Raw genomic sequence first — 24488 nt, forward strand, 5'->3', positions numbered from 1 at the left:
TTCGTAAATTTGAAGGGTTTTTATGTTATCTATATCATTAAATAGCAAGTTTTATAAAATTATAAATAAGGAAACAGCAGAAATCTTAATTAAAGAATTAAAAGATACTCACATTTCCTCTCTAATCCTTAGTCATTATAGAATAACAAAAGAAGGAGGTGAAGCACTAGTACAAGGGTTAAAAGACACTCAAATTACACATCTGAAATTTTCTGAAAATAGTATAGATAATGATGGGATACAAGCATTTGCTGAAGGTTTAAAGGATACAAAAATTACACATCTTAATATGAATTTTGGCTTTGATAATATAGGTGATGCAGTAATTACACTAGTTGAAAAATTAAAAAATACTAAGATTACACATCTTAGTTTGCATGCTTATAAAATGAAAAAAGAAATTATGCCTTTTTTAGCACAAGTTTTAAAAGATACTCAAATTGCTCACTTAGATTTGTCCAATAACCATATAGGAGATTCAGGAGCAGTTGCGTTAGCTTCTGGTCTTAAGGGTAGTAAGATTATAAGTCTTAATTTAACATCTAATGATATAGAACAAAAAGGAGTGCAGAGTTTAGCAAATTCTTTAAAGGATACAGAAATTACAATTCTGAATCTGTGTGCTAATAAAATAGGACAAACAGGAGCAATAACCTTAGCTAATTCTTTAAAAAATAGTCAAATTACAAATCTTGAGCTTGGTGGTAACCGCATAGGAGATCACGGAATACATATTTTGGCTCAAAATTTAAAAGGTACACAACTTACCTATTTAGGTCTTCATTATAATGATATAGGAAATGAGGGGGTACAAGCATTAATTCATGGTATACAGGATACTAAAATTATAAATCTTAAGCTTAGTTCCAATCACATATGGTATGAAGAATCTGAAACCTTAGCTAGAAGTTTAAAACATACTCATATTACACATCTTAGTCTTGCAGGCTCTATTGGTAGAGGAGTATTAAAAGTTATATCTGAAAACCTAGTAGGTACTCAAATTATAAACCTTGATCTTAGTTGTAATAGAAGTATTACAAGCAAAGATATGAAATTTTTGGCTAAAGACTTGAAGAATACAAAAATTACAGAACTTAATTTTTATAACAATAGGATGGGAGAAGAAGGAGCAATAGCTTTGTCCGAAGGATTAAAAGATACTCAAATTACAAACCTTGATCTTAGTTATAATAGAATAGGGATAGAAGGAACTAAGGCTTTAGCAAATGTTTTGGATAAAACTAATATTATGTCTCTTAATCTTCGCAAGAGTAGAATGGAGGATGACGGTGCTAAAGCATTAGCTGTAGTATTACCAAATACAAAAATTAAATATCTTAACTTGTACAAAAGTTTAATAGGAGACGAAGGAATAAGAGCTTTGGCGGAATCTTTAGAAAATACTCAGATTACTAATCTTAATCTAGGTTTAAATAGTATAGATCAAGCAGGAGCAATGGCTTTAGCTAAAGGATTGAAAAATACACAAATCACTCACCTTCACCTCTATGCTACCTTAAGAAGTTATAAAAAAGACCAAAGCACACAAATCTTTGTTCAAGGTTTAAGAGGTAGCAAAGTTATGGATCTTGATCTTAGTTCTAATGATATAGACGATATAGAAGTGCATACTCTGGGTGAATCTCTTAAAGATAGTAAAATTATAGATCTTAATCTAGGTGGTAATAGTATAAAAGACAAAGGAGCAGAAATTTTAGCTAACTGCTTAAAAGATACTCAGATTGCATATCTTAATCTTAGTTATAATAATATAGGTAGTGAAGGAATAAGAACACTAGCTGCATGTCTGAAAGACACTCAAATCATACATCTTGTTTTGAATGAAAAAAGTATAGGAAAAGATGGAGCACAAGCTTTAGCTACAGGTCTCAAAAACACGCAAATGATAAACCTTATTCTCACTTCCCAGCATTTAGGAAAAGATGGCATGAATTCTATGATTAAAGATTTTCAAGATTCGCATATAGCATGTCTTGATATTAATTTTGAATATATAGGATTAAATACTTACTGGGAGCTAAGGAATGTTTTATATCAAAATTGGATAAATGCAAAACATTTAACTCATATATTTAAAAATGTGGTGTTTGAAGATAATAACAATTTATTAGCATTTTCTACTATAATAAATGATCTAAGTTTAGAACAATATATAGATCAGTGCATCTTCTTTATAAACTCTATAAACTGTACTCCTGGTATGGTTTCTCATATTATTAACGATAATAGTATAACATATACACAAGAACAAATAGTAAATTTTATAAAAAGCATTTCAGATGAATTTGCTGTGTTTAATACTAAATTAGAGGCAGATATAAATGCTAAAATAAACATTCTAAAAAAATGTGAAGATATGGGATTAAGTAGTGCTGTCAAAAGTTTATTATATCATAGACCAGTTTATTTCATTGACGAAAAACAATATATATTACATCCATATATATACAAGATGCTCCATAAATATAACATGCCTTTATATAATGAGCAGATTGAGCCTGATATAAAAGAAAGAATAATATCCTATTGTACTAATCATCCAGAAGTTGATGATGCTCAAGACATCATTGATTTATTAGGGCAAGTAGAAATTACCTAAACAAAAACCTAGATTTAGTATTATGAATACGTATTACTGTATTACTTAATAGTGATGAGTTATAAGAAAAGATTATTACAATTTAAAGGTAATAATAGAACCAAAGGTTATTATATAATAATACTATTACTTTTTATATTTGATAATATTATTGCACATGCTAATTCAACAGTGATATCTTCATGTGATAAAATACCTTTAGGTTATAACGATAGGATCTTTCAAATTAAGGTTAACTATCCAACTAAAATTCATAATACAGAAAAACCGTGGCAAAACATATCATTTAAGGAGGAGCCATCAAAATATGGCTATACAGTGTTAAAATATATATATAATGGTAATATTAACTGTGATTTTGATTTGCACTGTAATAAGATTGCTAATTGGTATCATGCACCATGGATGCATTATGGGGTTAATGGTAGAGAATTTGTACACGGTTTAACCAGAGAGAAAGCATTTAAACCCGGTGAGTTACATAGTAAGCAAAAGTCTATAATACAAAATTGGGCAATCTCTATTATTAATGAGCAAGGAGCTTACACATATGGACAGGTATGGCGAGATATCAACAAACCCGATATTACCAAAGGTATATTCCTAGATGGTACAGTTAGTGCAAAATTAGTATTTACAGAGGCAGCACCAGAAGATATCCCAACTCTTAAAAACAGTATTACCTGGACTGGTTATATTAATCAGAATAACAAAGGTACGCCAAAAGTATTTAAACAACTGAGATTATTTCAAATTGACTTTTTAGTTAAAGATAGGCGTTCAAAGGAAACAGGATGGGTTGCAGGTACATTTATTTATGATAATACTATGAATAATGAAAACCCATGGTTTAATATGAAATTAGTAGGTATTACGTGGGGTAATGATCCTAATTATTTTACATCAAGTTACGAGAATAGAAAAAAACTATCAGAGTGTTGGATCAATCCTAATGTATCTACAAACTCTTTAGGATATTTAGGTAGACTTAATGGTCCCATAGATAATAAAAACTCTTCATGCCTATCATGCCATAGTACAGCACAATATCCTGAAAAATCTCCATCAGTACCACTAGCAAATGCAACAGAAGCAGAAATAAAATATTGGTTTAGAAATCTAAACGAACAATCATTTAATAATGGAACGTTTAATTTTGATTATTCTAAGCAAATAAGCCATAGTGTTAAGAACTATTATAGTGCTCAAAAAGAAAACGATCCTATTGGATGTAATACTTTTAATCAACTACTACCGGCTGAGGGCCGGTAGGTTGGTTAAGTTGTGAGATTGTATCTTGAAATAAGTCTTTAAAGAAGTAGAGTAAAAGCAAGGAGTGATACCGATCGTGTGATAGGTTAAGAGAGACCGAGTGAATCTAAGGTACCTCCTTGCAGGTGAACTTAAGTAAAATACGAACGGTAGTGTGATCGGAAAAGATCGAATTTACAATCAAGTAAAAAATACTTAAGGTAAAGGTAATCATATTAGAAAAGAGAATAAAAATGAATAACAAAGAAATATTTATAGGAATAGACGTCTCTAAGGAAACCCTTGATATCTCAATTGCAGGTAAACACTATAAAATAGCTAACAGTAAGGAAGCCCTATCAACTTTTTATAATAAGTATATCATGGGTTGCAAAGTTGTGCTATGTGTATTGGAATCTACAGGAGGTTATGAAAGTAGCACCATGCGTATTCTACAAGAATATGGCGTACCTGTACACAGAGCTCACCCAAATAAAGTACATGTTTTTACAAAAGCTAAAGGTCATTTTGCAAAAACTGATAAACTAGATGCTATCTTACTAGAAAATTATGCTAAGTTTGTTGCTGAAGAAGAAAAAGGTGATGAATTCATATCTGAGCAAGAGCAACATTTGAAAGAGCTACGTTCCATGGAACATAATCTAGAAAATTATTTACATGCTAATAAATGCAGACTTGATCATACTAAAGGTAAAGCAAAAGTTTATCTTCAAAACCAAATTGATTTTACTACAAAACAACTTGTTGGAGTTAGAAAAGATATTGAACAAATAATAAATGATGATCCAATTTTAAAATCCAAGAGTAATTTATTAACCAGCTATAAGGGTGTTGGTCAAAAGACAGCTAGTGTATTGTTGATAGAATTACCAGAGCTTGGAAAATTTAATCACAAGCAAATTGCAAATTTGGTTGGGGTAGCTCCTAGGACTTTTCAAAGTGGTAAAATGACAGGGAAGGCACACATTAATGGGGGCAGATTCTTTGTCAGAAAGGCACTGTACATGGTGGCTTTAGTTGCAGTTAGATATAACGAAAAAATAAAATTAGTTTATAATCGTCTTATTGCTGCTTGTAAGTCTGCAAAAATTGCTCTAGTGGCGGTAATGAGAAAAATTATTATTTGTTTAAATGCTATGTTAAAAAATAATAAAGAATTTACTCTTGACTTTTAAGACGGTAGATTCATGTAAGATATAATGGACTGACGTTATTTTTTTCTTGCATTCTACAGGAGGTCCATACATGAAAAATCAAGACAAAAATAAAGTGGTGGTCAGTTGGTAATTTTACTCAAAAATTATTCTAAAAAGCAATGAATAAGATATAGCAAGACAAAATATTACAATTATAATTTTAGTATCTTACTAACAACATAGATTAATAAGTTCTGCCAATTTCTTTAGTAAAGTCAGCAAAGATTATAGTTTTGGGTTATCGAAAGCATTTTTGCCGATTTTAGTCCATTGATTTTGGATACTCGGATGTTGTATTAATTCTTCTTTCAAAGAAACAAAAGCACCAAGTAAGCTGTTAGTGTGTAAATCATCAAGTTTAGCTTTAACAACTAAGCCGCCAATTTCAATTAAACGACGGGTACGAGCTTTTCTTTCTTGAATTTTAAGTCTTGCTTCTTTAGTAATAATTTGAGCTTTTTTTTGTTCTAATTTTAGTCTACGTTTTATGACATTATCCATATAGATAATTTGCATTTTTGATTGTTATAATCATCATGAATCATCAATAAATTATGGAAGTCAACTGCATAATGATAAGTGCTCAGAAATTCTGCATTTTTTTCTTGAATAGATCAATGTTTGGATACAACTTTTAAGCTTGCAAAGTCCGGCATAGTGGTGAAACAGGCAAGTCACTCAAAATCAAAATATCCCCATACCTAACCGAACCAGCAAACTAAGATCAATAGAAATAAGCAAAGATGGTTAATGCTCATTAAACTATATTGAAAAGTAATAGATAGAGAGGTTCTTGCTTTGTGACATAAAACAAAGCAAGACGCAATATATAAACCTGAAGGTTTATTTTTGCTTTCTGGTTCATGTGTTTCTGGATTTCTGTGGATGATTTTAAGATTGCATAGTAATGTCAATGATGGATTGAATAAGATTGATATTAACAAACCATGGCGATACAGTTTGCAAGGATAGAGATAGTAAGTAGAAGCTCTGGGGGCAATGCTTGCCTTAAAGCTGCCTATAATGCCAGGCTGATTATTAAAGATGAGATAATTAACATTACTTATAATTTTAGCAAAAAAGACGATAATGTTTACCATGCAGTATTATTACCTAATTATGTAGATCACAAATTCAAAGACCCAAGGGTTTTGATGAATGAAGTAGAACGTCTAGAGACAAGAAAAAATAGTCAATTATTAAAAGATGTAGTTATAGCTCTACCTGATGATAAAGAACTAGATTTAAATGATAGGATAGCCATTACTCATAAAATTATCGAAGAGATGGGGTGGGTCAAAAATGGTCTAGGAGTTCAAATTGATATTCATCAGCCGCATGATGGAGAAAAGAATTGGCATGCCCATGTGCTTGTTACTACCAGAAGATTTGCAGAAGACGGTAAAACGTTAGGAGCTAAGGCAGTAGATTTAAATCCTAAATTTGCCAAAGTTAAGGGCAAAGCGTTCATTATCCCCGAAGATAAAATTATTCATGCAAGAGCTAAAGAAGTAATCAATAAATATTTTGCCAAGTTAGGTTTAGAAATCAGAGTAGACCCAATAAGTTTTATGCCACAGCAGCATGTCGGCCCTACTAGAATGAGAAGTATTATCAATGAAATAGCAGAGCAAAATAAAATATGTAAGCTAGCCCATCTTGAGATTGTTAAGAATAGCGATGGAGTATTAAATCGTATTATTCGTTATCAAGCTATTTTTACTAAATTGGATATAGAAAAAGCAGTAAAAGAGATTCAAGAAGAAGCAGAAAAGCAAAAACTAATAAGGGAGGTATTAAATTCAGATAGGCTGGTAAAACTATATAATGAAGATGGCACGAATACTAAATACTATACTACTCAAGAGATACGGGATGAAGAATTAAGGATACTTAGAATAGCAGATAAGGTAAATAGCCAGATTCATTTTAATAACGTTATTAAGCTTAAAAGTGCTATTGATAATCTTGCAAGTGTTAATGAAGCACAAAGAGAAAGTTTGCAGCATATTTTAATTAATAATCAAGGGATTAGGATTTTACAAGGTAGAGCTGGCACTGGTAAGTCGCAAGTACTTGCTGAAGCTTATAAAATTGCCACCAATCATGGGCAAAATATTATAGGGCTTAGCCCTACTCATAAAGCAGCATCGGAGCTTAAAAGTAAAGGTTACCTGCAATGTCATACAGTAAAAGGGTTTTTATTTAAATTATATAATGGCAAAGCTGATCTACCAAGAGATAGCCTGCTAGTAGTAGATGAAGCAGGAATGGTAAGTAATAGTGATTATTTAGAATTACTAAAAGTAGCAAGGAATAATAATTGTAATTTGATACTTGCTGGAGATGAGAGACAACTCACTTCCGTTGAGCGAGGAGGAATGTTTGCAGTATTGGCTAGTAAATTTGGCTCATATGAGTTAAGTGATATTAGAAGACAGAGTAAAGCATGGGCAAGAGAAATGGCTTCATGCTTTGCAAGATCAGATATTACTGGTGGTCTACGTTTACTTGCACAGCATAAATGTTTAAAGATTGATCATACGTTAGAAGAATCAATGGCAAGATTAATTAATGATTGGAGTAACAGCAAATTTGCTCTAAACGAGCGTTTAATAATTACCATGCGTAATGTTGAAGTCGATAGTATTAATCAAGGGATCAGGGAGTTACTAAAATCTAAAGGCTTGCTTACCGGTACAGAATATAGACACCATCTATCATCTGAAAAGCACGGAGATTATATGGCAGGAGATCGTATTTTGTTTAAGGTCACTAATAAAGATTTACAAATAGAAAATGGTGAATTTGCAACGATAACTTCAGTAAGTAACGATAAGTTTGTTGCTAGAACAGATAGCGGGAAAGAAATAGAATTTAATCCTCAAGATGTAAGCTTTAAACATGGCTATGCTTCTACAGTGTATAAAGCACAAGGAGCCTCAATTAAAGATGTCTATGTATTACATAATTTAGCAGGAAATAGCAGAAATTCTTATGTAGCGATGACGAGGCACATAGAAGAGGTAAAACTCTACTATAATAAGGACAGTACAAGAAATATAGCAAGTTTAATATCACAACTTAACAAAATAGATAATAGGCTATCTAGCATTAATTTTAAAACTTTAGAAGAATTAGTAGCGATTCAAGATCAAGAAAATAAGAGTCCTAATATTATAGATAAAGTAGGTAATTGGTTTAAAGGGGTAGTAGAAGATATTAAGGATAGATTACATAGTAATGATAACTATTACCACTTAAGAGTGAAGTTAGAGCCACCTGCTAAAGTAGCAGAGATCCTAGGAAGTACTAGCACAAATCTTGCCACAAGCCATAAAGTCCAAGAAGAGCGGACACGCTCTTCTTATAACCTCAAGAATTGTAATAAACAAGATACAACAATCAGTGTTAAGTTACAAGAGGATATTATGGCCAAGAATAAAATAAATTATAATTCTATTAATAAACAAGAAGCACTGGAATTAAAACAAAAATTATCATTTAAAGCAGAAGAAATAGGTAGAAATTTGTTAGGAAGTCCAAATAAGCATTTATCAAATAGCCAGTTACTCCGCTGGGAGAAAGATGGTAAAATAGCGATGAAGATAGGTGGCAGTAAAGCTGGCATCTGGTATGATTTTAGTAAAGACGAGGGAGGAGATTTATTTACCTTAGTACAAAGAGAAAAAAATTGTGATTTTGTAGAAGCTAAGAAATATTTACAAAATATGGTTGGTATGTCAACAAACAGTAAAGATTTAGTAACAAATCTGAAGTTGAACAAAAATAAACAAGTAAAAACCAATGATCAAAAAGAGCAGTATGATGAAATAGCAAAAATTAAGAGAGCTATAGGATTATATGAAAAATCAGACTCTGTAAAATATGTCATGCCAAATAATGTAGCAAAAAGATATTTATCAGAACATCGTGGAATTAAAGAAGTATTAACAAGATACCAACTAAGTAATGATCTTAGAACTGATATGATGTGGGATAGTAATAGTAAACAATATTATCCTGCATTAATTGCTTTTGCTAGAAATACAGATGGTAATATTACCGGTGGACAATCAATTTATTTAAACAAAGACACAAATAATAAAGCTGATATTGAGGTTAATAAACGTTCTTTTGGAAAAATTAAAGGTTCTTTTGTTGAGATTAGTAAAAATAATGAACAGCAGAACGTACAAAGCAGTAAAGATGGCAATAATTCAGCAAGTAATGTAACGATTATAGCAGAAGGGTTAGAGACGGCTTTAAGTATTAGGGAAGCTGGTATTAAAGGCAAAATTCTTTGTAGTTTAGGTGTAAGTAACATCAGGAACTATGAGCCTATCAAAGGAGAGAGAATAATAATTGCTGCTGATAACGATGGCAAAGAAGCAGTATCAGTTAATACTGTAATTAAGGCTCAAGAAGAATTAATTAGCAAAGGAGCAGCGGTAGCAATAATACGACCACTCGAGACAGGAGATTTTAATGATGTGCTAAAATCTCAAGGAGCAGAATCTATTAGAAATCTTCTAGAGCCTGAAATAATAAAATTAACAGCAGCTACTAAGGTAACTAAACAGTCATCCTTAAAAGCAAGTGATGATAGAAAATCACAATTTAAGTCTATAGAATTACTATTTTCAAAAATGGTAAATAACGATAATAATAGACTAAATAATTTGCAGCAACAGCAAATAAAAGCTTTAGCACAGTTTGGCACAGCAGAAAATATCAATACTGCCTTACAAATCTACAGGGCAAAAGGCATAGATTCTTGTACTGCATATAGTAACAAGATTTGCATCGCAGCAATAGAGCAGAAGATACAGAAAGATTTACAAATTATAAAGAATAAATTTGATCCTAATTATAATCTTGGTTATAAAAGATTTTCTGATATAGTAGTATATGATTTTCAAGGCAAAAGCCATCTAGTCCCTGAAGATTACTTAAATGCCATAGGAAGAGATAAACAAGTAATGCAATATGTAAGTCCAAGCTCAGAAATAGGTCAAACGATAAAAAGTGAGTTACAGAAAGCATCTGAGGTAAAGCTTAGTCAAGGAATAAGAGTTTAGAGTGTAGTGTAATACTATTTTATCAAGTTAAAAAATGTAAATATATGAGTGAACAAGGAAACCTGCTTGGTGATCCAGATAAAGGCACGAAGAAAGCTAAGCATGATAAGATATTTCGTAAGGCACTCGAGAATCCTCTAGTCGCCCATGAGTTCTTTAATGCACATTTGCCCCCAAATATTAAAAGTTTAATAGATTTTCCTAGTTTAGCAATGGAAAACACCACTTTTGTAGAAAGCTCTTTAAAAGATTCTATCTCTGATGTTTTATTCTCATGCAAATTTGATAAACAAGATGGATATTTATTTTTGCTTGTCGAGCATCAATCAAAAGCAGATCATTTTATGGCTTTTAGGCTATTTAAATATATGATTAATATTTGTGAGCGATATTTAATACAAAATCCTAAAGCTAAGACTTTACCATTGGTATACCCAATGATATTTTACAATAGTCAGGCGAAATACAATGTTTCAAGGAATTTGTGGGATTTATTTGCCAATAACAAATTAGCAAAAGAATTATGGATTAATGATTACCAGTTAGTGAATGTCCATGAAATTCCTGATGAAGAGTTTAAACAAAGGATATGGTCAGGGATATTAGAATTTTTTCTCAAGCATATACATGAGAGGGAGTTATTAAAGAGATGGCAAGAAATATCAGATATACTGCCGGAATTAACCAAAATAACTATAGGATATGATTATTTAGAAATGATATTATATTATACATTGACGAAGATAGAGCAAGCTGATAAAATAAAACTAGAGAATTTATTATCAACAAAGTTAAATCCAGAAATAGGAACAAGGCTTATGAGAAGTTTAGCAGAGCATTGGCAACAAGAAGGAAAAGAGCTAGGTATTCTTGAAGGCTTACAAGTTGGTGAAGCTAGAGGAAAAGCTGAGGAAAAAGTTGAAATAGCAAAAAAAATGTTAGCTCAAGGTTGCAATATTTCTTTAATTTCTAGTGTAACTGGTCTTGATGAGGTTTTTATTCGTTCTTTAGAGTAAATATGTTTCTTGTAAAATAAAAAGTTTTCTGTATACATTACCTTTAAAATTCATAGTACTAAATTCACAATTTAAAGGGGCATTGTAATAAGATTTTTCTTGTTCAGGTATTCCCCTTACGTGAAGTAATTAAAATCTTTTAAAAATGCCATTAAAATGGTTTTTATATTTGTTGGATTTAAATCAAGTTTGCAGATTCATTTGTAATTTAGTAATGGGGAAATTACCCACAAGCTTTACATAACAGGTAAGATCCGGTAGATTCATGATTTCAGAAGGCATTACTAATAACTTCCTTTTCTCTAAGCTGTGCATATTTACTCCATCACGCACAGTATTAGAGCCATAAGAGAGATTCTCTTGAGTTTCAATAATTTCTTGCTCACCAAGCATTAAAGCTGATTTATGTGCTGTCTGCTGATCACTTACCCGAAAAATAAATTTGCTGCCAAATAGATCAAGCATTGAGCTACTTCCTGCATGACCATATATCTCCTCTAATTGATGGATATTCTGCATGCCTGCAACAACGCAGCCAGCATATTTCCTACTTTCAGCTAAAGCTATAGGGAGTGAAGATATCTTTTGCAGTGCTGGTAATTCATCAATTACAAACCACATATTACTATTAACATTATTGATATTCCTATTCATTAATGCTTTTATTGCTATGCTAATCCATGCGGCAATAAGTGGTCGAAGCATTACTCTTTGATTAGGAGTACTAGTGATAAATAACCAACCTTTGTCCGCAGTAAACCACTTTCTAATACTAAATTCACCTTTAGGCTTTAAATGTTGCAACACTTCAATATTTTTACTAATAGTTGCTTGAATACCTGAAGAAATCTCAGGTGCACTACTGCTAATTATACCAGATACTGCACTATTTTTAAAGACCCTTGCAAATTCTTTATTATTTTGCATAAAGAATAGTATTTATTAGCTTTCTGATGTCTTTACTATCCTGATATAATCTTAATCCTTCAGCTAATACTAACTCAGCACTTTTAGCAAAAAAATCATCTAATTTTGGATTATAATTACTAAAACTACTGGCTATATCATTAAAATCCCAAATTTCATGACAATCATTCCAAGGCAACCAATGCTCTGTACCATCTTGCAAAGGATTAAGTAGCTTATCACATTTGGGATCAAAAAATCTATCAGTAAAGCTACCGGTTAAATCAACAATGATTGCTCTACCATGCTCTTTTCTAATTTGAGGTAATAACTCATTTAACATATTAGTTTTACCACTACCTGTAGTACCGGTAATAAGAATATGTCTTCTTTCACTATTTCTAACTAATGGTAATCCAGAAAAGCAAATATTAGCAGCTTGGTTGTTTTTATAAAGCATTTTTGCTAAAATACCTGCTTCTACAAAATCTGCTCCTCTGATCTTATCTTGGATAACAGCTTTTTTACCTCGATACATAAAAAAGATGATAGCAGTAAACATGCTCACAGTAAAAGTAATAATACCTTCTTGCCAAGCCGAATGCAATAAGAATTGCCCAAATTGATTGATATTATGCGAATGCGGTGTAACATGCCAAAATTTATAAACAAATTCTTCAGCATTACGGTAAACCCAAGCTTTTTGCTCTAAATAATAGAATTTAATACCTATTTGATCTATAGGATAAAAATGTTCTCCTATAGCAAGTTTTAACCCCACATATCTCTCTATAATAAAATAATATAAGCTTACTAAGGATAATTTCTGATATGTACGCCACATTAGCCAAACTACAGTAAATATTAATCCAATAGTTAAAACATTAATACTGCCTTGCCCAAGCATTCTCATCTGATGAGCAAAAATTTGTGAACCACGAGTAAAATTATTTTGACTATGCTTTTGATTTTGATAATTCACGAGTGACTACTTTTCCTTGGACATTTTTATTGTTGTCAAATTCTCTTGCCAACTCTGCTTCTAGTTCTTCGATAGTGGGTAGAGACGTTTTAATATCTTCAGGTAGATTTTCAGTAATACGATATTCTGCTAAACCAATAGGCTTGCTCATGTCACGCAACGCATATTCAGCAAGTACTTGGTCTTTGGTCTTACATAATATAAGACCAATAGATGGGTTATCTGTCGGATGTTTTAATTTATCATCAATTATCGATAAGTAAAAATTCATCTTTCCAGCATGTTCTGGTTCAAATTCAACAGCTTTTAGCTCAATAGCTATAAAACATCTAAGCTTTAAATGGTAAAATAGTAGATCAAGATAATAATTTCGTGTACTAACTTGTAAATGATATTGACGCCCTACAAAAGCAAAACCACTACCTAGTTCTAGTAAAAATTTCTCCATGTGTATCATTAAGTTATGTTCTATTTCTCTTTCATGAGCTTCTTTACCTATATTAAGAAAATCAAAGAAATATGGGTCCTTAAAAACTTGATTTGCTGATTCTGCAGTTGGTGATGGTAATTTTTGTTTAAAATTAGTAATAGCTTGTCCTTGTCGGGCATATAACTTCGCATCTATTTGATGTATCATTACTGCACGTGACCACCCATATTGTACAGCGTGCTGCATATAAAAAATTCGTTCCTCCTGCCTTTTTACTCGTTCCATTAAAATAACATGATGATACCATGGTAATTTTCCAGCAAGCTGCTGGAGAATTGGTGAATCCGCGTATAACTCAGCAAATCTACGCATATTATGTAAATTTGCTACGCTAAAACCTTTCATTTCAGGAAATGCCTTTAATAGATCTTTACTTAAGTTATGAATCACTTTCGCTCCCCAACCATAATGACGTTGTTTTTGTAAAATTTCACAACCAATATAGTAGTATAAGAATATCAATTCTTCATTAATAGTTATTGCAGCTTTATAACGACTTTTAGATACACGTTGCTTCAGTTGTTCTAAAAATTCTTTATACTCAAGACTAATAATTTCTTTTTTCATTTAATTCCTATTTGATTGTAAGGCTAAATAAATTTGCTAGCAAATTTATTTGTATTTTCTAGCTTAATTTTATTTTTTAGTTTCATGTTCAATTATAGATTATTTTTTAATATCTGTAATTTCTGCTCAAATTCATCAGCCATAAGGTTATTACCTAATTGCCTTAAAGCTTTAATTATTCCTCTATATTCTGTCATAAGATTAGGTTTGTATTTAAGAGCTAAGTGAAAATTTGCTTTAGCTTCTTTTTCTTTTCCCATGCTAATTAAAGTAATCCCTTTTTCTAAGTAACTTTCAGCATAATCAGATTTATACTTAATAGCTAAATCATAGTTCTTAATTGCTTCTTGATATTTTCCTAATTTTCTAAGAGCTATACCTTTTTCTAAGTATGATGCTATATAATTAGGATCATATTTGATTGCTAAATCACAATTCTCTATTGCTTCATGATATTTTTTTAATATGTTTAAAGAGATAGCCTTGTTATAGTATGCTTCTACACAATTGGGCTGATATTTAATAGCTATATCACAAGTATCAATTGCTTCTGTATATTTTCCTAAGTTTATTAAAGTTGCACCTTTGTTGTTATAAGCATCTGCATAATCTGGTTTATATTTAATAGCTAAATCATAGTTTTCTATCGCTTCTTGATGTTGCCATAAAGACATTAAAGAGATTCCCTTGTTATAATATGCTTCTGGATATCTTGAATTATATTTTAAAGCAAGGTCAAAATTTTCAATTGTTTCTTGGTATTTTCCTAAATTGTTTAAAGAATTCCCCTTATTATTATATGCTTCTGCAAAACTAGCATTATAATTAATGGCTATGTCATATAAAGTTATAGCTTCCTGATACTGTCCTATTGTATTTAGAACGTTTCCTTTATTATTATATGCTTCTGCACAGTGAGGGTTATATTTAATGGATAAATCGTAATTTTTAATGGCCTCTTGATACTTTCCTAACTTATTAAAAATTATTCCTTTACTATTATAAGCTATAGCATAGTAAGGCTTATATTTAATAGCTAAATCATAGTTTTTGATAGCTTCCTGATATTCACCTAATTTATAAAGTGATTTTCCAATATTAAAATACTCTTCTGCTAAAGTATTTGGATCTTGAATCTTGTTTTGTGAATCTATTGGTTGTGGTTTTTCATTAACAGAGTTATTTGAGCCTTCTGCTAAAACAATGTTAAAAAGTATTAATGGCCAGATAGATAAAATCGCTAATTTTTTTATATTTTGCATAAATTTCTTCTTAATGTCCCCCTTCGGGGATAAGAAATCCCTCGCCTTCAGGCGAAGGGAAGATATAATGAAATTGCTTTAGCAATGAATTTATATCAAGAAACATGAGAAGTTATAGAAAGAATAGTCATAGTCAGTATGATTTAAAAGTACATCTTATATGGATACCAAAATATAGGAAGAGAGTATTGATAGGCAAAGTAGCGGAAAGGGCTAGAGATTTACTAAGGCAGATTTGTATGGAACATGAAGTATATATAATTTCAGGGAAAATATCATGTGATCACGTGCATATGTTTATCTCATATAAATCACAAATATCTCTTAGCAAGTTAGTACAGTATTTAAAAGGTAGTAGCTCAAGAATTTTATTGCAAGAATTTGCTCATTTAAGAAAACAATTTTGGGGCAATCATTTGTGGGCTAGGGGCTATATGGCGGTCAGTTCAGGTAATATAACTGATGAAATGATACAGCGCTATATTGATGAACAGGAAGGTGAACCTGTGAATGATGATCGATTTCTAATCGATTCCACTTTATAACCCCTCAGCTTATAGCTGAGGGTTCTTTAGTTATTTTCATTTTTATAGCCTGATAGTTTAATGTTTCTTTTCTTTATAGCCTTATCACTGATCTCAAGATTATCTGCTATTTTCTGGCCAGTTCTTACAATCGTTGATTCAGGAGTTTTATTAAATTCATCCTGAATCTGTGCCTTCTTATCTTTTACTTTATCAGATAACTGCTCAAGAATCTTTACTTTTTCTACTTCATTATCGTCTATATTGTTAATTAGCATTTGTTCTATGCTTTTATCATAAACATCATTTTTTCTGTCATCAATACTACTAATAGCAGCTTGGTCATTTAATTGTTTGGTATTTTTATCAAAATTTGATCGCAAGCTTTCTTTAGTTGGAATACGGGAGCTACTTGTAGAGCTTAAATTTTGAGGTATAGTATTATTAATTTTAGCTATATCTAAAGCTATTTGTTCAGCCTCTTTTTGGTGAGTACCTGCCCACATAGCAGCTTGCTCTTTACTACTTACTCCAGGAATATTTTTTGCAATTATGCTATTCAATACTGGTTCATTTAAATTACGATCAATAACAGCCGAGTTTTGTGCTATATAGTTCATGTTACAGCTTAATTGCTCGATATTTTGTTTGGTTTTTGCTATTTCTTGCCCTACAGACTGTTGCTCAGAAAAATTACTATTTAGATTATTACTAAGTGACTGCAGATCACTATTTGTGTGACCTAATCTGCCATCTTTAGTAGCACTCTTAATTTTAGATAATGCCTCATTATATGATTGTTGTTGATTAACTGACTTACCTTGATCTTGTACTTTGTCATTACTTGATCCAACTTTTGTTCCTCCCAGACTAGGAACATTTAAACCTATATCGGCACTAGTACTCGTTCCTTTTCTATTACTACTACCTGTATGATCAGTAGCAGATATGCTATCTGAATTTATTTGTTGCAAGGCCAAATACTCACTATCAGTAATACCGATAGATTTTGCCTCTTCATAGCTTAATCTCTTGCCTATTTCAGTTGCTATAGAATTTCCTGTAGTAGTTAAATCACTATATCGATCACTTAATGAGTCAAGATAACTTTGTGAACTCATAAACTGACTTTGATAACTATCTTGCAATAATTTAGAAGAGCGGTAGTTATTTACTAAGGAGTCTACTGCTTGCGTTAATACCTGTCTACCACTATCAGTACTGGTCACCCTCATTCCTCCATAATCAATAATTCCTCCTGCCAATTGTAAAGTTGGGGTCAGATTTTGCTGAGCAATTGTTCTATTACCAATGCTATAATTATCCATAGCAAGATTATTATCAGCAATATTAGCTCCAATACTACTTGCAACCGGTACTGGAGAAAATTGATTAGCTAATGTTGTTGTTGCATGAGCACAAGCCTTTAATACTGCCCAGGATAACATCGGAACTGAAGCTGCCAACATCTGAAACGTTGCAAACTCATGCAACAGAATTTCTGAAAAACTCCCCTGCGATAAGATATTTAAACCAGTAAGGTGATTTGCACTTTTACCAGCTAGGCTAATCATCCCCAAACAATGAATTACGGTAAAAAACACTGGCCAGCTGGTTACCCAAATGATTAATGTTATCCAAGTTTTAAAGATAGTATAACCACCGGGCAACATTGACATTGGAAATACTATGAAAATGAGACAAATTACCAAAGCAAAAAATACTGATTGTAAGATAGGCATGATATTTGCTGCCATCTCTCCTGCAACCAGGTAAGAAAAGGATTGCTGAAATAATCCACGAGTCGCATTCATACTAACTAACTGAGGATATATTCTAGAAAGTGAGAATTTTTCTCTTAAATCATCATAAGCTTCACGATTAGCATTAAGTAACATTGCTTGCCTCATCCACTGGTGAATATCTGTTTGCTCTTTTTTAAGATATTTTAACGTCATAGCTTTTAATCTACTTGCTAACATCTCCTGCTTACCCGAGCTAATCCCTATACCATTTGCAAATTTAGTTAGTAATCCATCGTTTAATTCTTTATTAATAGCTGCCTTAATTAAAGGAGTTACCTGCTTACAGGTTTTAAAAGAAATAGTAGAATTACTTGGATCCTTATAATAAATACCAAAATTATTGGGCATATTTTGCTGAATAAAAGCAATGATGTCACTAGCTCTTTGTGCTTCGGCTTTTTTACCTAAAATATTACCAATTATATAAGGTTTCATAAAGCATTGCCTTAAGAATTCTTTTGTATTGCTTAAAGTTACTGGATCCTCTATTTGAATATCTTTAATTTTACCAATTGCTTTTGCTCCAAACATAATCCCATTCTTCCTACTTGATAACCCTTCATCAGGTGGCAGTAAATGCTTTTCGAGCGTCTCTGATAAAGAGTAACTTATTTTTGATGATATAGAAGCAAAAAAAGCAATTCCTATTGGAATATTATCAATTTTCACAGGAGCTTGCATTGATATTTCATCTTTTAACCAAATATTTGCTTTTGGAGCAAATAAAAAGATAAAAATAAATAGAGATGGAAAAAACCATTCCATAGCAAAAATACTGATATTGCCTCTAAAAATAGCACGAGTTGCTGCCCAAATTCCACCAATTGTCAAAGCAAACTGACCTACCGGAGTAAAATACTCACTATTTGAGGCAAAGACTCTTCCTATGCCATTAAAAACTTGCCATAATATATCTCCGCCACCAAATGTATGTATTACGTAATCTGTCATATTCTTTTTATATTTTTATCTTCTTTGCTTATTTTTGTACCTGCTTATCTGCTTGCTCATCTAATTTTAATTTATAATTAAGCCCTCTCTTTAGCTATTAAATGTTGTTCTATTAATCTTGCTCTTCTATCAATCTGATCGCTACTAGTTAGCATATTAATCCATTTCTCCTGAGCAAAAAGTTGTACTCGATCTAAAGCTTTTAAGTAGGCAATTAAATGATGATCTGCTACTTGCTTTGATTTGAGCATAGTAACTGCTTTTCTTACCTCAGATATCACTTCCTTTAAATGCTGCAGTAAACTATAACTAGCAACTAATTCTGAAGAGCTATCTAAAATAGTAACTCCTGATATTGCTTCTAAGGTAATATAATCATATATTGGAAATGCCTCCCCTATTGAGGATAGGAAAGTAATATCGGCATTACTAAACTCGTTATTACTAACAAGTTTACTCTTTAATTCATCCAGCTTGGTTTTAGCCTTGCCTTGATATGATTGCTCTGGAGCAATAGTAATATTGCGTCTTATTGCTGGATTTAAACAATGAATATTGTCACAATTATAAATTGATGCTGATTCACCACCTTTTAAATGTGTAATCCAGCTCTTTTCATCTTGAGCAAGTGATTCAAAGAAATATACATTATTATCTCGAACTATTATAGTTCCCGTCATTGACATAATGGCATTTCTCATATTTTCAGGAATCCCTGCTTTTTCTGCTGCCTTGATAAAAATATTATAATTATCTAGCATTAGCTCTGGATCTTTATTTTGAATATTCGTTAAAGCTTGTTTCTGCTCTAAATCATTACGGCACCTTTTACCGGCAGCAAAATAATCAAAGCCAGAGCTGGATTGTAAATCCCGACATACTGATTCTCTCATGGCTGAATCTTTAGGCAAAATGGAAGCAAATATAGCTTTAGTCATCTCACAATCAGATTTGGCAAATTGATTCATTTCCATAGCAAGATTTCTTAAATCTTTTAAGGCATTTTCTATTTGCGGAGCAAAGGTCTTAAGGCCCAATGAAAAAGCATAAGCTTTTGCTTGTGAGCCTATATTTTTCATTAGCTGAACTAGCTCATCTCCTGAAATAATCGAAAAACTGCCAAGGTAAGAATCAATACCACTACAGCTCATGGTCAGTGTTGGCGGAGTTATAGAGATCGGATTAAAAGCTGTTTTACCTGTCCGCATTGATAGCCCTCCTGCAGCATAATAACCGGCAGCTTGGGATTGATATGCACCAGGTTTAGTTACATTAACACTCATCCCTTCAAATACATCTTGCACATCCCAAGCATAAGATGTTGTTGCTTGTAACAATAAAACTATCATGAGAATATGCATCACATGTTTTATTTGGATTACTCTTCTAAACTTATTGTTACCAATCATGATCACTAACCTTTAGTCCATTATAGTGCTGAACTATCAATAAAATATTTTTAGCAATTTTATCTTCACTAATAATTCCTCTTGCAACTGGATATATTTGTATGCCGCTGCTATCGACTAAATATAATACCGGTACAAGCTTTGCAGGATTTAGTGTTTGTAACAAACCGGTATCTTTAATGGTTGAAATCCCTTGAAATCTAGTTTCACTATTACTGACAAAAATTAATTGAAAGCCATGTTTATCTGCAAATTCTCTTACAATGGGAGCAAATGCATGACAATACTCACATCCTTGATTTACTTGCAGAATTAATCCCCAATCTTTAGCTAACAATCTTAGTTTTTGGCTGTTTTCTTCTTCTTGCCTTACTTCATATAATTTTTTATGTAAGGAATTTACTGGTTCATCCATGTTTACTAGCTTGTAATCTAATATCGTTGCTAGTTGCCACATGGTGGCAAATTTATGTGATTTTTCTAAAATTTGTTTGTGTAACCTTTGAGCAATAATGACATTTTCAAGAGTAGGATCATCTAAGGCTTTACGTTTAGCTCTATTAAATTCCTTCTTTAAAGCTTCTATCCTTTGATCATAAGGCTCAAGTTCTGGCTCTTGCTTTTTTTGATCTTGAGAAAATTTTAATATTTCTGGCTTGTAAGCATGATCCTCGTTATACCATAAAAACCCTTGAGGTTGTTGCCAAAACTGATTATTTACATTAAACCTGATCATTTCATTTTTATTACTACTATCTAACTCCATAGTACCAGCAAATGCATGATTTGACCAATCATTGATTAATAACAATAAATTAATTACTAGTAATGTAATAGCTAGTGATGATTTAGTTATTGTGTTTACTAGCCACTTCATCATTTTAATAGGATAAATTTGAATCAGTATGATTATTATTAAATTTTTGTTGTTGCATTATTATAGGCATCTGGTTTTTTAGTTGCTGTGGAAAGCTCTTATGCACTTTACTTTTAGCATGATCAAGTAAATCACTAAATAGCTCCTCTAAATCAAATTTAGAAAAATCTATTCTTTGTAACTCTTCTACTGTAAACCCGCGACAATTAGCCTGCTGCCCTGTGCCAAAACTAATAGCTAATTGAGCTTTACCTTGCTCTTGAAATACTCTTGCAAGTTTTGAATTAAAACAACAATAAGTAGATTTTTTAGTAATACATGTCTTAAATATTTTATCTTTCTTAGCACAATATGTCCCAACATAGTAGCACTGACCTTTTGCCCTTTTTAAGGCTAAGGCTTTTTCTTCTGCATTACACTGGCTCAGCCCTAAATCCTTACCCCAACCTTTGAATCCAGAGCAACAATTAAGAAAATTGCCAATATTTGTTTTGCGGCAACTGTTGGCATGCCCCTTAAATACTGAAATCGGATTTGTCTGCATATCTTTTTTCATTTCATTTAACATGGCAAGGTGCCCAACACTCCCAATATCATTATTTGGCACAATAGTTGCAGTATGACAATTCCCTCCTAAACAAAACATTTGTGATCCAGCAAGAGAAGAGCTGAGTTCTTTTTTCTCATTAGAGCATATGTAATCTTTGTGCCATTGCAAACAGATACTAGCAGCTTGCCTAATGCAATTGCTCCTTGCAAGTTCACAACCTTGCTTCTTTAAATGATCACACCCATATTTTGGCTCACTACTACATTGATATTTAATTTGCTCACTCCAGCATGGACGATTAACATTATATTGATTAAAAAACAACTTATTACCAGCTTCAAGACATATGCGATTTATTTCATGGCATTCATTTTCCTCAACCAAAGCTTCTGAAAGCTCATTTACTATTTGGAAGTACTCACCTTTTTCTCTAAATACTTTAATTTTATCACGATATTTATAAGTAAAAACATATCTATCCCATTTTACTATATCACCATCCCAGCCTTCAGTTAATGCTCCTTCTCCTTGAGGAGAAATTCCTATATATGTATCAATATGATCAAGGGAAGTATTTAACTTAGCAACAATAGCTGCTCTCACTTCTTCCATTATGATCTGATTATTATGCATATGCATGCTGTATATTGTTTTACGCTTACCTAAACGTCTTTTCTTTTTCCAAAAGACAGGATAAAGCCAGTGACGATAACTGTTACTTATCTCAGAACCTGAAAATGCTATATTTCGATCCTGCCAATCTCCCCATTTATCTATTAATTCAGCATCTAGTATGAGGTTTCTGATAATATCTACTTCAAATTCTACCCCTTCACAGCAACTCTTATTAATTTTGGTTTTCAATACTTTTTCACTAACATTAAGTGCAGTCCCTTCTGTATGCTTTAATGGCTCTGCCTCAATCTTAGCTGAATTACTAATTAAGGGATTGTCAGGATTAAGGTCATATTCTTGCATTGCATTTATTTTCTTCAGCTCACTTTGTTGCAGTAATTGCCCTTGTGCAGAGTTATTTAGCATAACACTACCTTGATTTGCTAAGTCTTGATCATTCATTTTACTTAAATTTGATATATTCACCTCTTTATCAAATATTATCTTATTACCCATTTGATCAGGATTACCAAGCTTAATACTGTGTTCATACTGTCTGGCACTATTATAACTATCCTCCATAGTAGCAGAGTAAGAACTGATTGCATTCATCACTAAAATAACTAACATAATAATATTAATACTTTGTCTCACATTTGTTCCTCTTGCATTATCTGCAATGCATCATTTAATCCTATATGACCTGCTAGTTTTTTAACTTTGCCTTGGTTATTATCTATCACTACTATCGGTACAGAAGTAATTTGATATTTCTCAAATAGATTTGGATCAATATCAAAGCTAATACCAATTTCATCAGCTTTTGCTTTAGTTTCTAAAAAAGAATTATTTTTTAGACCTTGCATTACAAGTCTTGCTCCTTCTTGTTCTGCTTCAATATAATAACTCTTTAATGCTGAATCAGGCATTGAAAATGAAACAAAAATATAGATGTTATTATATGTGTTAGGCTCTAACTTAGGTTGTAATATATTGTATAACAATACTGCTGGTTGTGCCAAAGAACTTGTTCCACCTAATATTAGTAAACAAGTTAAAATTATTGCCTTTAAGTTAAATTGCATATCTCTATATTTGTAAATTTAGCTTCTACATCATCATTATAAAATCAAAAGAGACAGCAACTGCGTTTACGCCAAATCAAATAACCAAAATCTTCACCTTTAACTGGGAATTCGCGTGCACCCTGCCAGGTAGTTTCAGTCTCACCAATCTTTTTACAAGAATGAATTTCCGTTATAGGGTAAGTCATCTGCAGTCTATATTGGCTCTTCTTGATTATTGGCATTGGATATTTACCACATAATCCTTCGCTTCCCATATAACCCCATAATAATAACTCCCTATGTAACTTAGCCATAAATTTAGCCACTATTAATGCAGAAGTTCCAACTCCGCCATTATGAGAGCTAGTTGTACCGGTAAAGGGATAAAGAGAACCTTGACATCCCCCACACCAAAACATCGCATCATTTGAGAGGTTACCAGAACTACAGCTCACACAATCAGCTATGCAGGCACTTTGAGCTGCAATATTGCCAAATAACAAACTTTCAGGATTTAATATAGCAGCCTTGTTATCATCTCCCCATAATGGATCAAATTCAGTTAAATATGCTAAGTCAAATTGTGACATCTCTAAACAGACAAAATCAAGTAATATCTCAAGCCAGTAAATAACCGGATAGATATACCAGTGGACATGATAAAAGCTACTTCCCTCTATATCATCCTTAACTCCTTTTTGCATGCTAGTATCAAGGCTAATACCACCAAGGCTTACCATACACATAGGAGATTTCGTTACATCAACTAACCGTACGGGCTCCCAGAATCCAATTGGAATTCCGGGCACTGGTACAGGAACGCCAGGTTTAGGGCAAAAACAAATTATTTGTCTTGGGTTATTAGTATCAGCCATAGGGCTTGGCACTACTTTTACTGCTCCTATCGTAATTGGAAATAAACATTTCCAGCAAATATCAGTTATTGGATTTACAAATCTTCCTACGCAGCCAATCGATGCATAACTATAATTACCAAGCAAAATAATTATAATAAACATTATTAACTTCATTATTACTTGTATATTTCAGAAGTTATTAAATCTGTATTTGCTTGACAACCTAACTTTGCTTGCTCTGCTATCATATTATTTTTCTCACCGGCGATTAGATATACTACTTCTCCACTAGATTTTACTATTGCATGCACCTTACCTTGTAATACATGATCTATTATCTTTTCTAAATTTTGCTTTGCTTCTGATAATTGCCACTTTTTCATAGATTACCTCCGGATTTTATCAGTGTTTATTCACACCTTAATTTTTTACTTAAAT

At 32.1% G+C, this 24488-nt stretch carries 16 protein-coding genes and 1 pseudogene; 6 read left to right on the forward strand and 11 right to left on the reverse strand.

Annotated features, from left to right (window positions below):
• Positions 1-22 precede the first annotated feature (22 nt).
• The 3 genes from REIS_RS06825 to REIS_RS06835 all read left to right on the forward strand — a co-directional run bounded on the left by REIS_RS06825 (position 23) and on the right by REIS_RS06835 (position 5070).
• Complete coding sequence (locus REIS_RS06825; RefSeq protein ID WP_008580531.1) at positions 23-2623, forward strand: hypothetical protein; 2601 nt, start codon at positions 23-25, stop codon at positions 2621-2623.
• A 51-nt stretch (positions 2624-2674) separates the two neighbouring features.
• A complete protein-coding gene (locus tag REIS_RS06830) occupies positions 2675-3895 on the forward strand; it encodes a hypothetical protein (protein WP_160142976.1) in 1221 nt (406 codons plus the stop codon).
• Between the two features lie 233 nt (positions 3896-4128).
• Positions 4129-5070, forward strand: a complete 942-nt coding sequence (locus REIS_RS06835) for an IS110 family transposase (protein WP_008580536.1) — start codon at positions 4129-4131, stop codon at positions 5068-5070.
• A gap of 246 nt (positions 5071-5316) precedes the next feature.
• On the opposite strand, the gene REIS_RS06840 is transcribed toward REIS_RS06835, so the two are convergent.
• A complete protein-coding gene (locus REIS_RS06840) occupies positions 5317-5592 on the reverse strand; it encodes a conjugal transfer protein TraD (protein ID WP_179943706.1) in 276 nt (91 codons plus the stop codon).
• 446 nt (positions 5593-6038) lie between these two features.
• Here REIS_RS06840 and REIS_RS06845 point away from each other — a divergent pair, with 446 nt between their 5' ends.
• Together REIS_RS06845 and REIS_RS06850 are read left to right on the forward strand one after the other, a co-directional pair.
• On the forward strand, positions 6039-10172 hold the full coding sequence (locus tag REIS_RS06845) for an AAA family ATPase (RefSeq protein WP_008580539.1): 4134 nt from the start codon (positions 6039-6041) through the stop codon (positions 10170-10172).
• A gap of 44 nt (positions 10173-10216) precedes the next feature.
• Positions 10217-11188, forward strand: a complete 972-nt coding sequence (locus tag REIS_RS06850; protein WP_008580541.1) for an Rpn family recombination-promoting nuclease/putative transposase — start codon at positions 10217-10219, stop codon at positions 11186-11188.
• Positions 11189-11371: 183 nt separating this feature from the next.
• Here the strand turns inward: REIS_RS06850 and REIS_RS06855 are convergent.
• From REIS_RS06855 to REIS_RS06865, 3 genes and pseudogenes are all read right to left on the reverse strand, one after another.
• Positions 11372-13007: pseudogene (locus REIS_RS06855) on the reverse strand (type IV secretion system DNA-binding domain-containing protein).
• A 43-nt stretch (positions 13008-13050) separates the two neighbouring features.
• On the reverse strand, positions 13051-14133 hold the full coding sequence (locus REIS_RS06860) for a YhcG family protein (protein WP_008580546.1): 1083 nt from the start codon (positions 14131-14133) through the stop codon (positions 13051-13053).
• Positions 14134-14225: 92 nt separating this feature from the next.
• Entirely contained in the window at positions 14226-15395 is a 1170-nt protein-coding gene (locus REIS_RS06865; protein WP_008580548.1) for a tetratricopeptide repeat protein, read from the reverse strand.
• 104 nt (positions 15396-15499) lie between these two features.
• Between REIS_RS06865 and tnpA the strand changes: the two genes are divergently transcribed.
• Complete coding sequence (tnpA, locus tag REIS_RS06870; RefSeq protein WP_008579324.1) at positions 15500-15940, forward strand: IS200/IS605 family transposase; 441 nt, start codon at positions 15500-15502, stop codon at positions 15938-15940.
• A 26-nt stretch (positions 15941-15966) separates the two neighbouring features.
• On the opposite strand, the gene REIS_RS06875 is transcribed toward tnpA, so the two are convergent.
• From REIS_RS06875 to REIS_RS06905, 7 genes are all read right to left on the reverse strand, one after another.
• Positions 15967-18675, reverse strand: coding sequence for a conjugal transfer protein TraG N-terminal domain-containing protein (locus tag REIS_RS06875; RefSeq protein ID WP_008580550.1), 2709 nt, complete (start codon positions 18673-18675; stop codon positions 15967-15969).
• A gap of 77 nt (positions 18676-18752) precedes the next feature.
• Positions 18753-20084 (reverse strand): conjugal transfer protein TraH, encoded by a 1332-nt coding sequence (locus tag REIS_RS06880; RefSeq protein WP_008580552.1) that lies wholly within the window; start codon positions 20082-20084, stop codon positions 18753-18755.
• A complete protein-coding gene (locus REIS_RS06885; RefSeq protein WP_040614730.1) occupies positions 20074-20964 on the reverse strand; it encodes a conjugal transfer protein TraF in 891 nt (296 codons plus the stop codon). The genes REIS_RS06880 and REIS_RS06885 overlap by 11 nt, the downstream gene beginning before the upstream one ends.
• 1 nt (position 20965) lies before the next feature.
• A complete protein-coding gene (locus REIS_RS06890) occupies positions 20966-22756 on the reverse strand; it encodes a conjugal transfer protein TraN (RefSeq protein WP_008580556.1) in 1791 nt (596 codons plus the stop codon).
• A 20-nt stretch (positions 22757-22776) separates the two neighbouring features.
• Positions 22777-23211 (reverse strand): TrbC family F-type conjugative pilus assembly protein, encoded by a 435-nt coding sequence (locus REIS_RS06895; RefSeq protein ID WP_008580557.1) that lies wholly within the window; start codon positions 23209-23211, stop codon positions 22777-22779.
• A 44-nt stretch (positions 23212-23255) separates the two neighbouring features.
• A complete protein-coding gene (gene traU, locus REIS_RS06900; RefSeq protein WP_008580559.1) occupies positions 23256-24224 on the reverse strand; it encodes a conjugal transfer pilus assembly protein TraU in 969 nt (322 codons plus the stop codon).
• A 2-nt stretch (positions 24225-24226) separates the two neighbouring features.
• Positions 24227-24433: a type II toxin-antitoxin system prevent-host-death family antitoxin gene (locus REIS_RS06905; RefSeq protein WP_008579892.1), complete on the reverse strand. Its 207-nt coding sequence runs from the start codon at positions 24431-24433 to the stop codon at positions 24227-24229.
• Between the last annotated feature and the right edge of the window lie 55 nt (positions 24434-24488).

This window comes from Rickettsia endosymbiont of Ixodes scapularis, assembly GCF_000160735.1.
Taxonomy (GTDB): Bacteria; Pseudomonadota; Alphaproteobacteria; order Rickettsiales; family Rickettsiaceae; genus Rickettsia; species Rickettsia tamurae.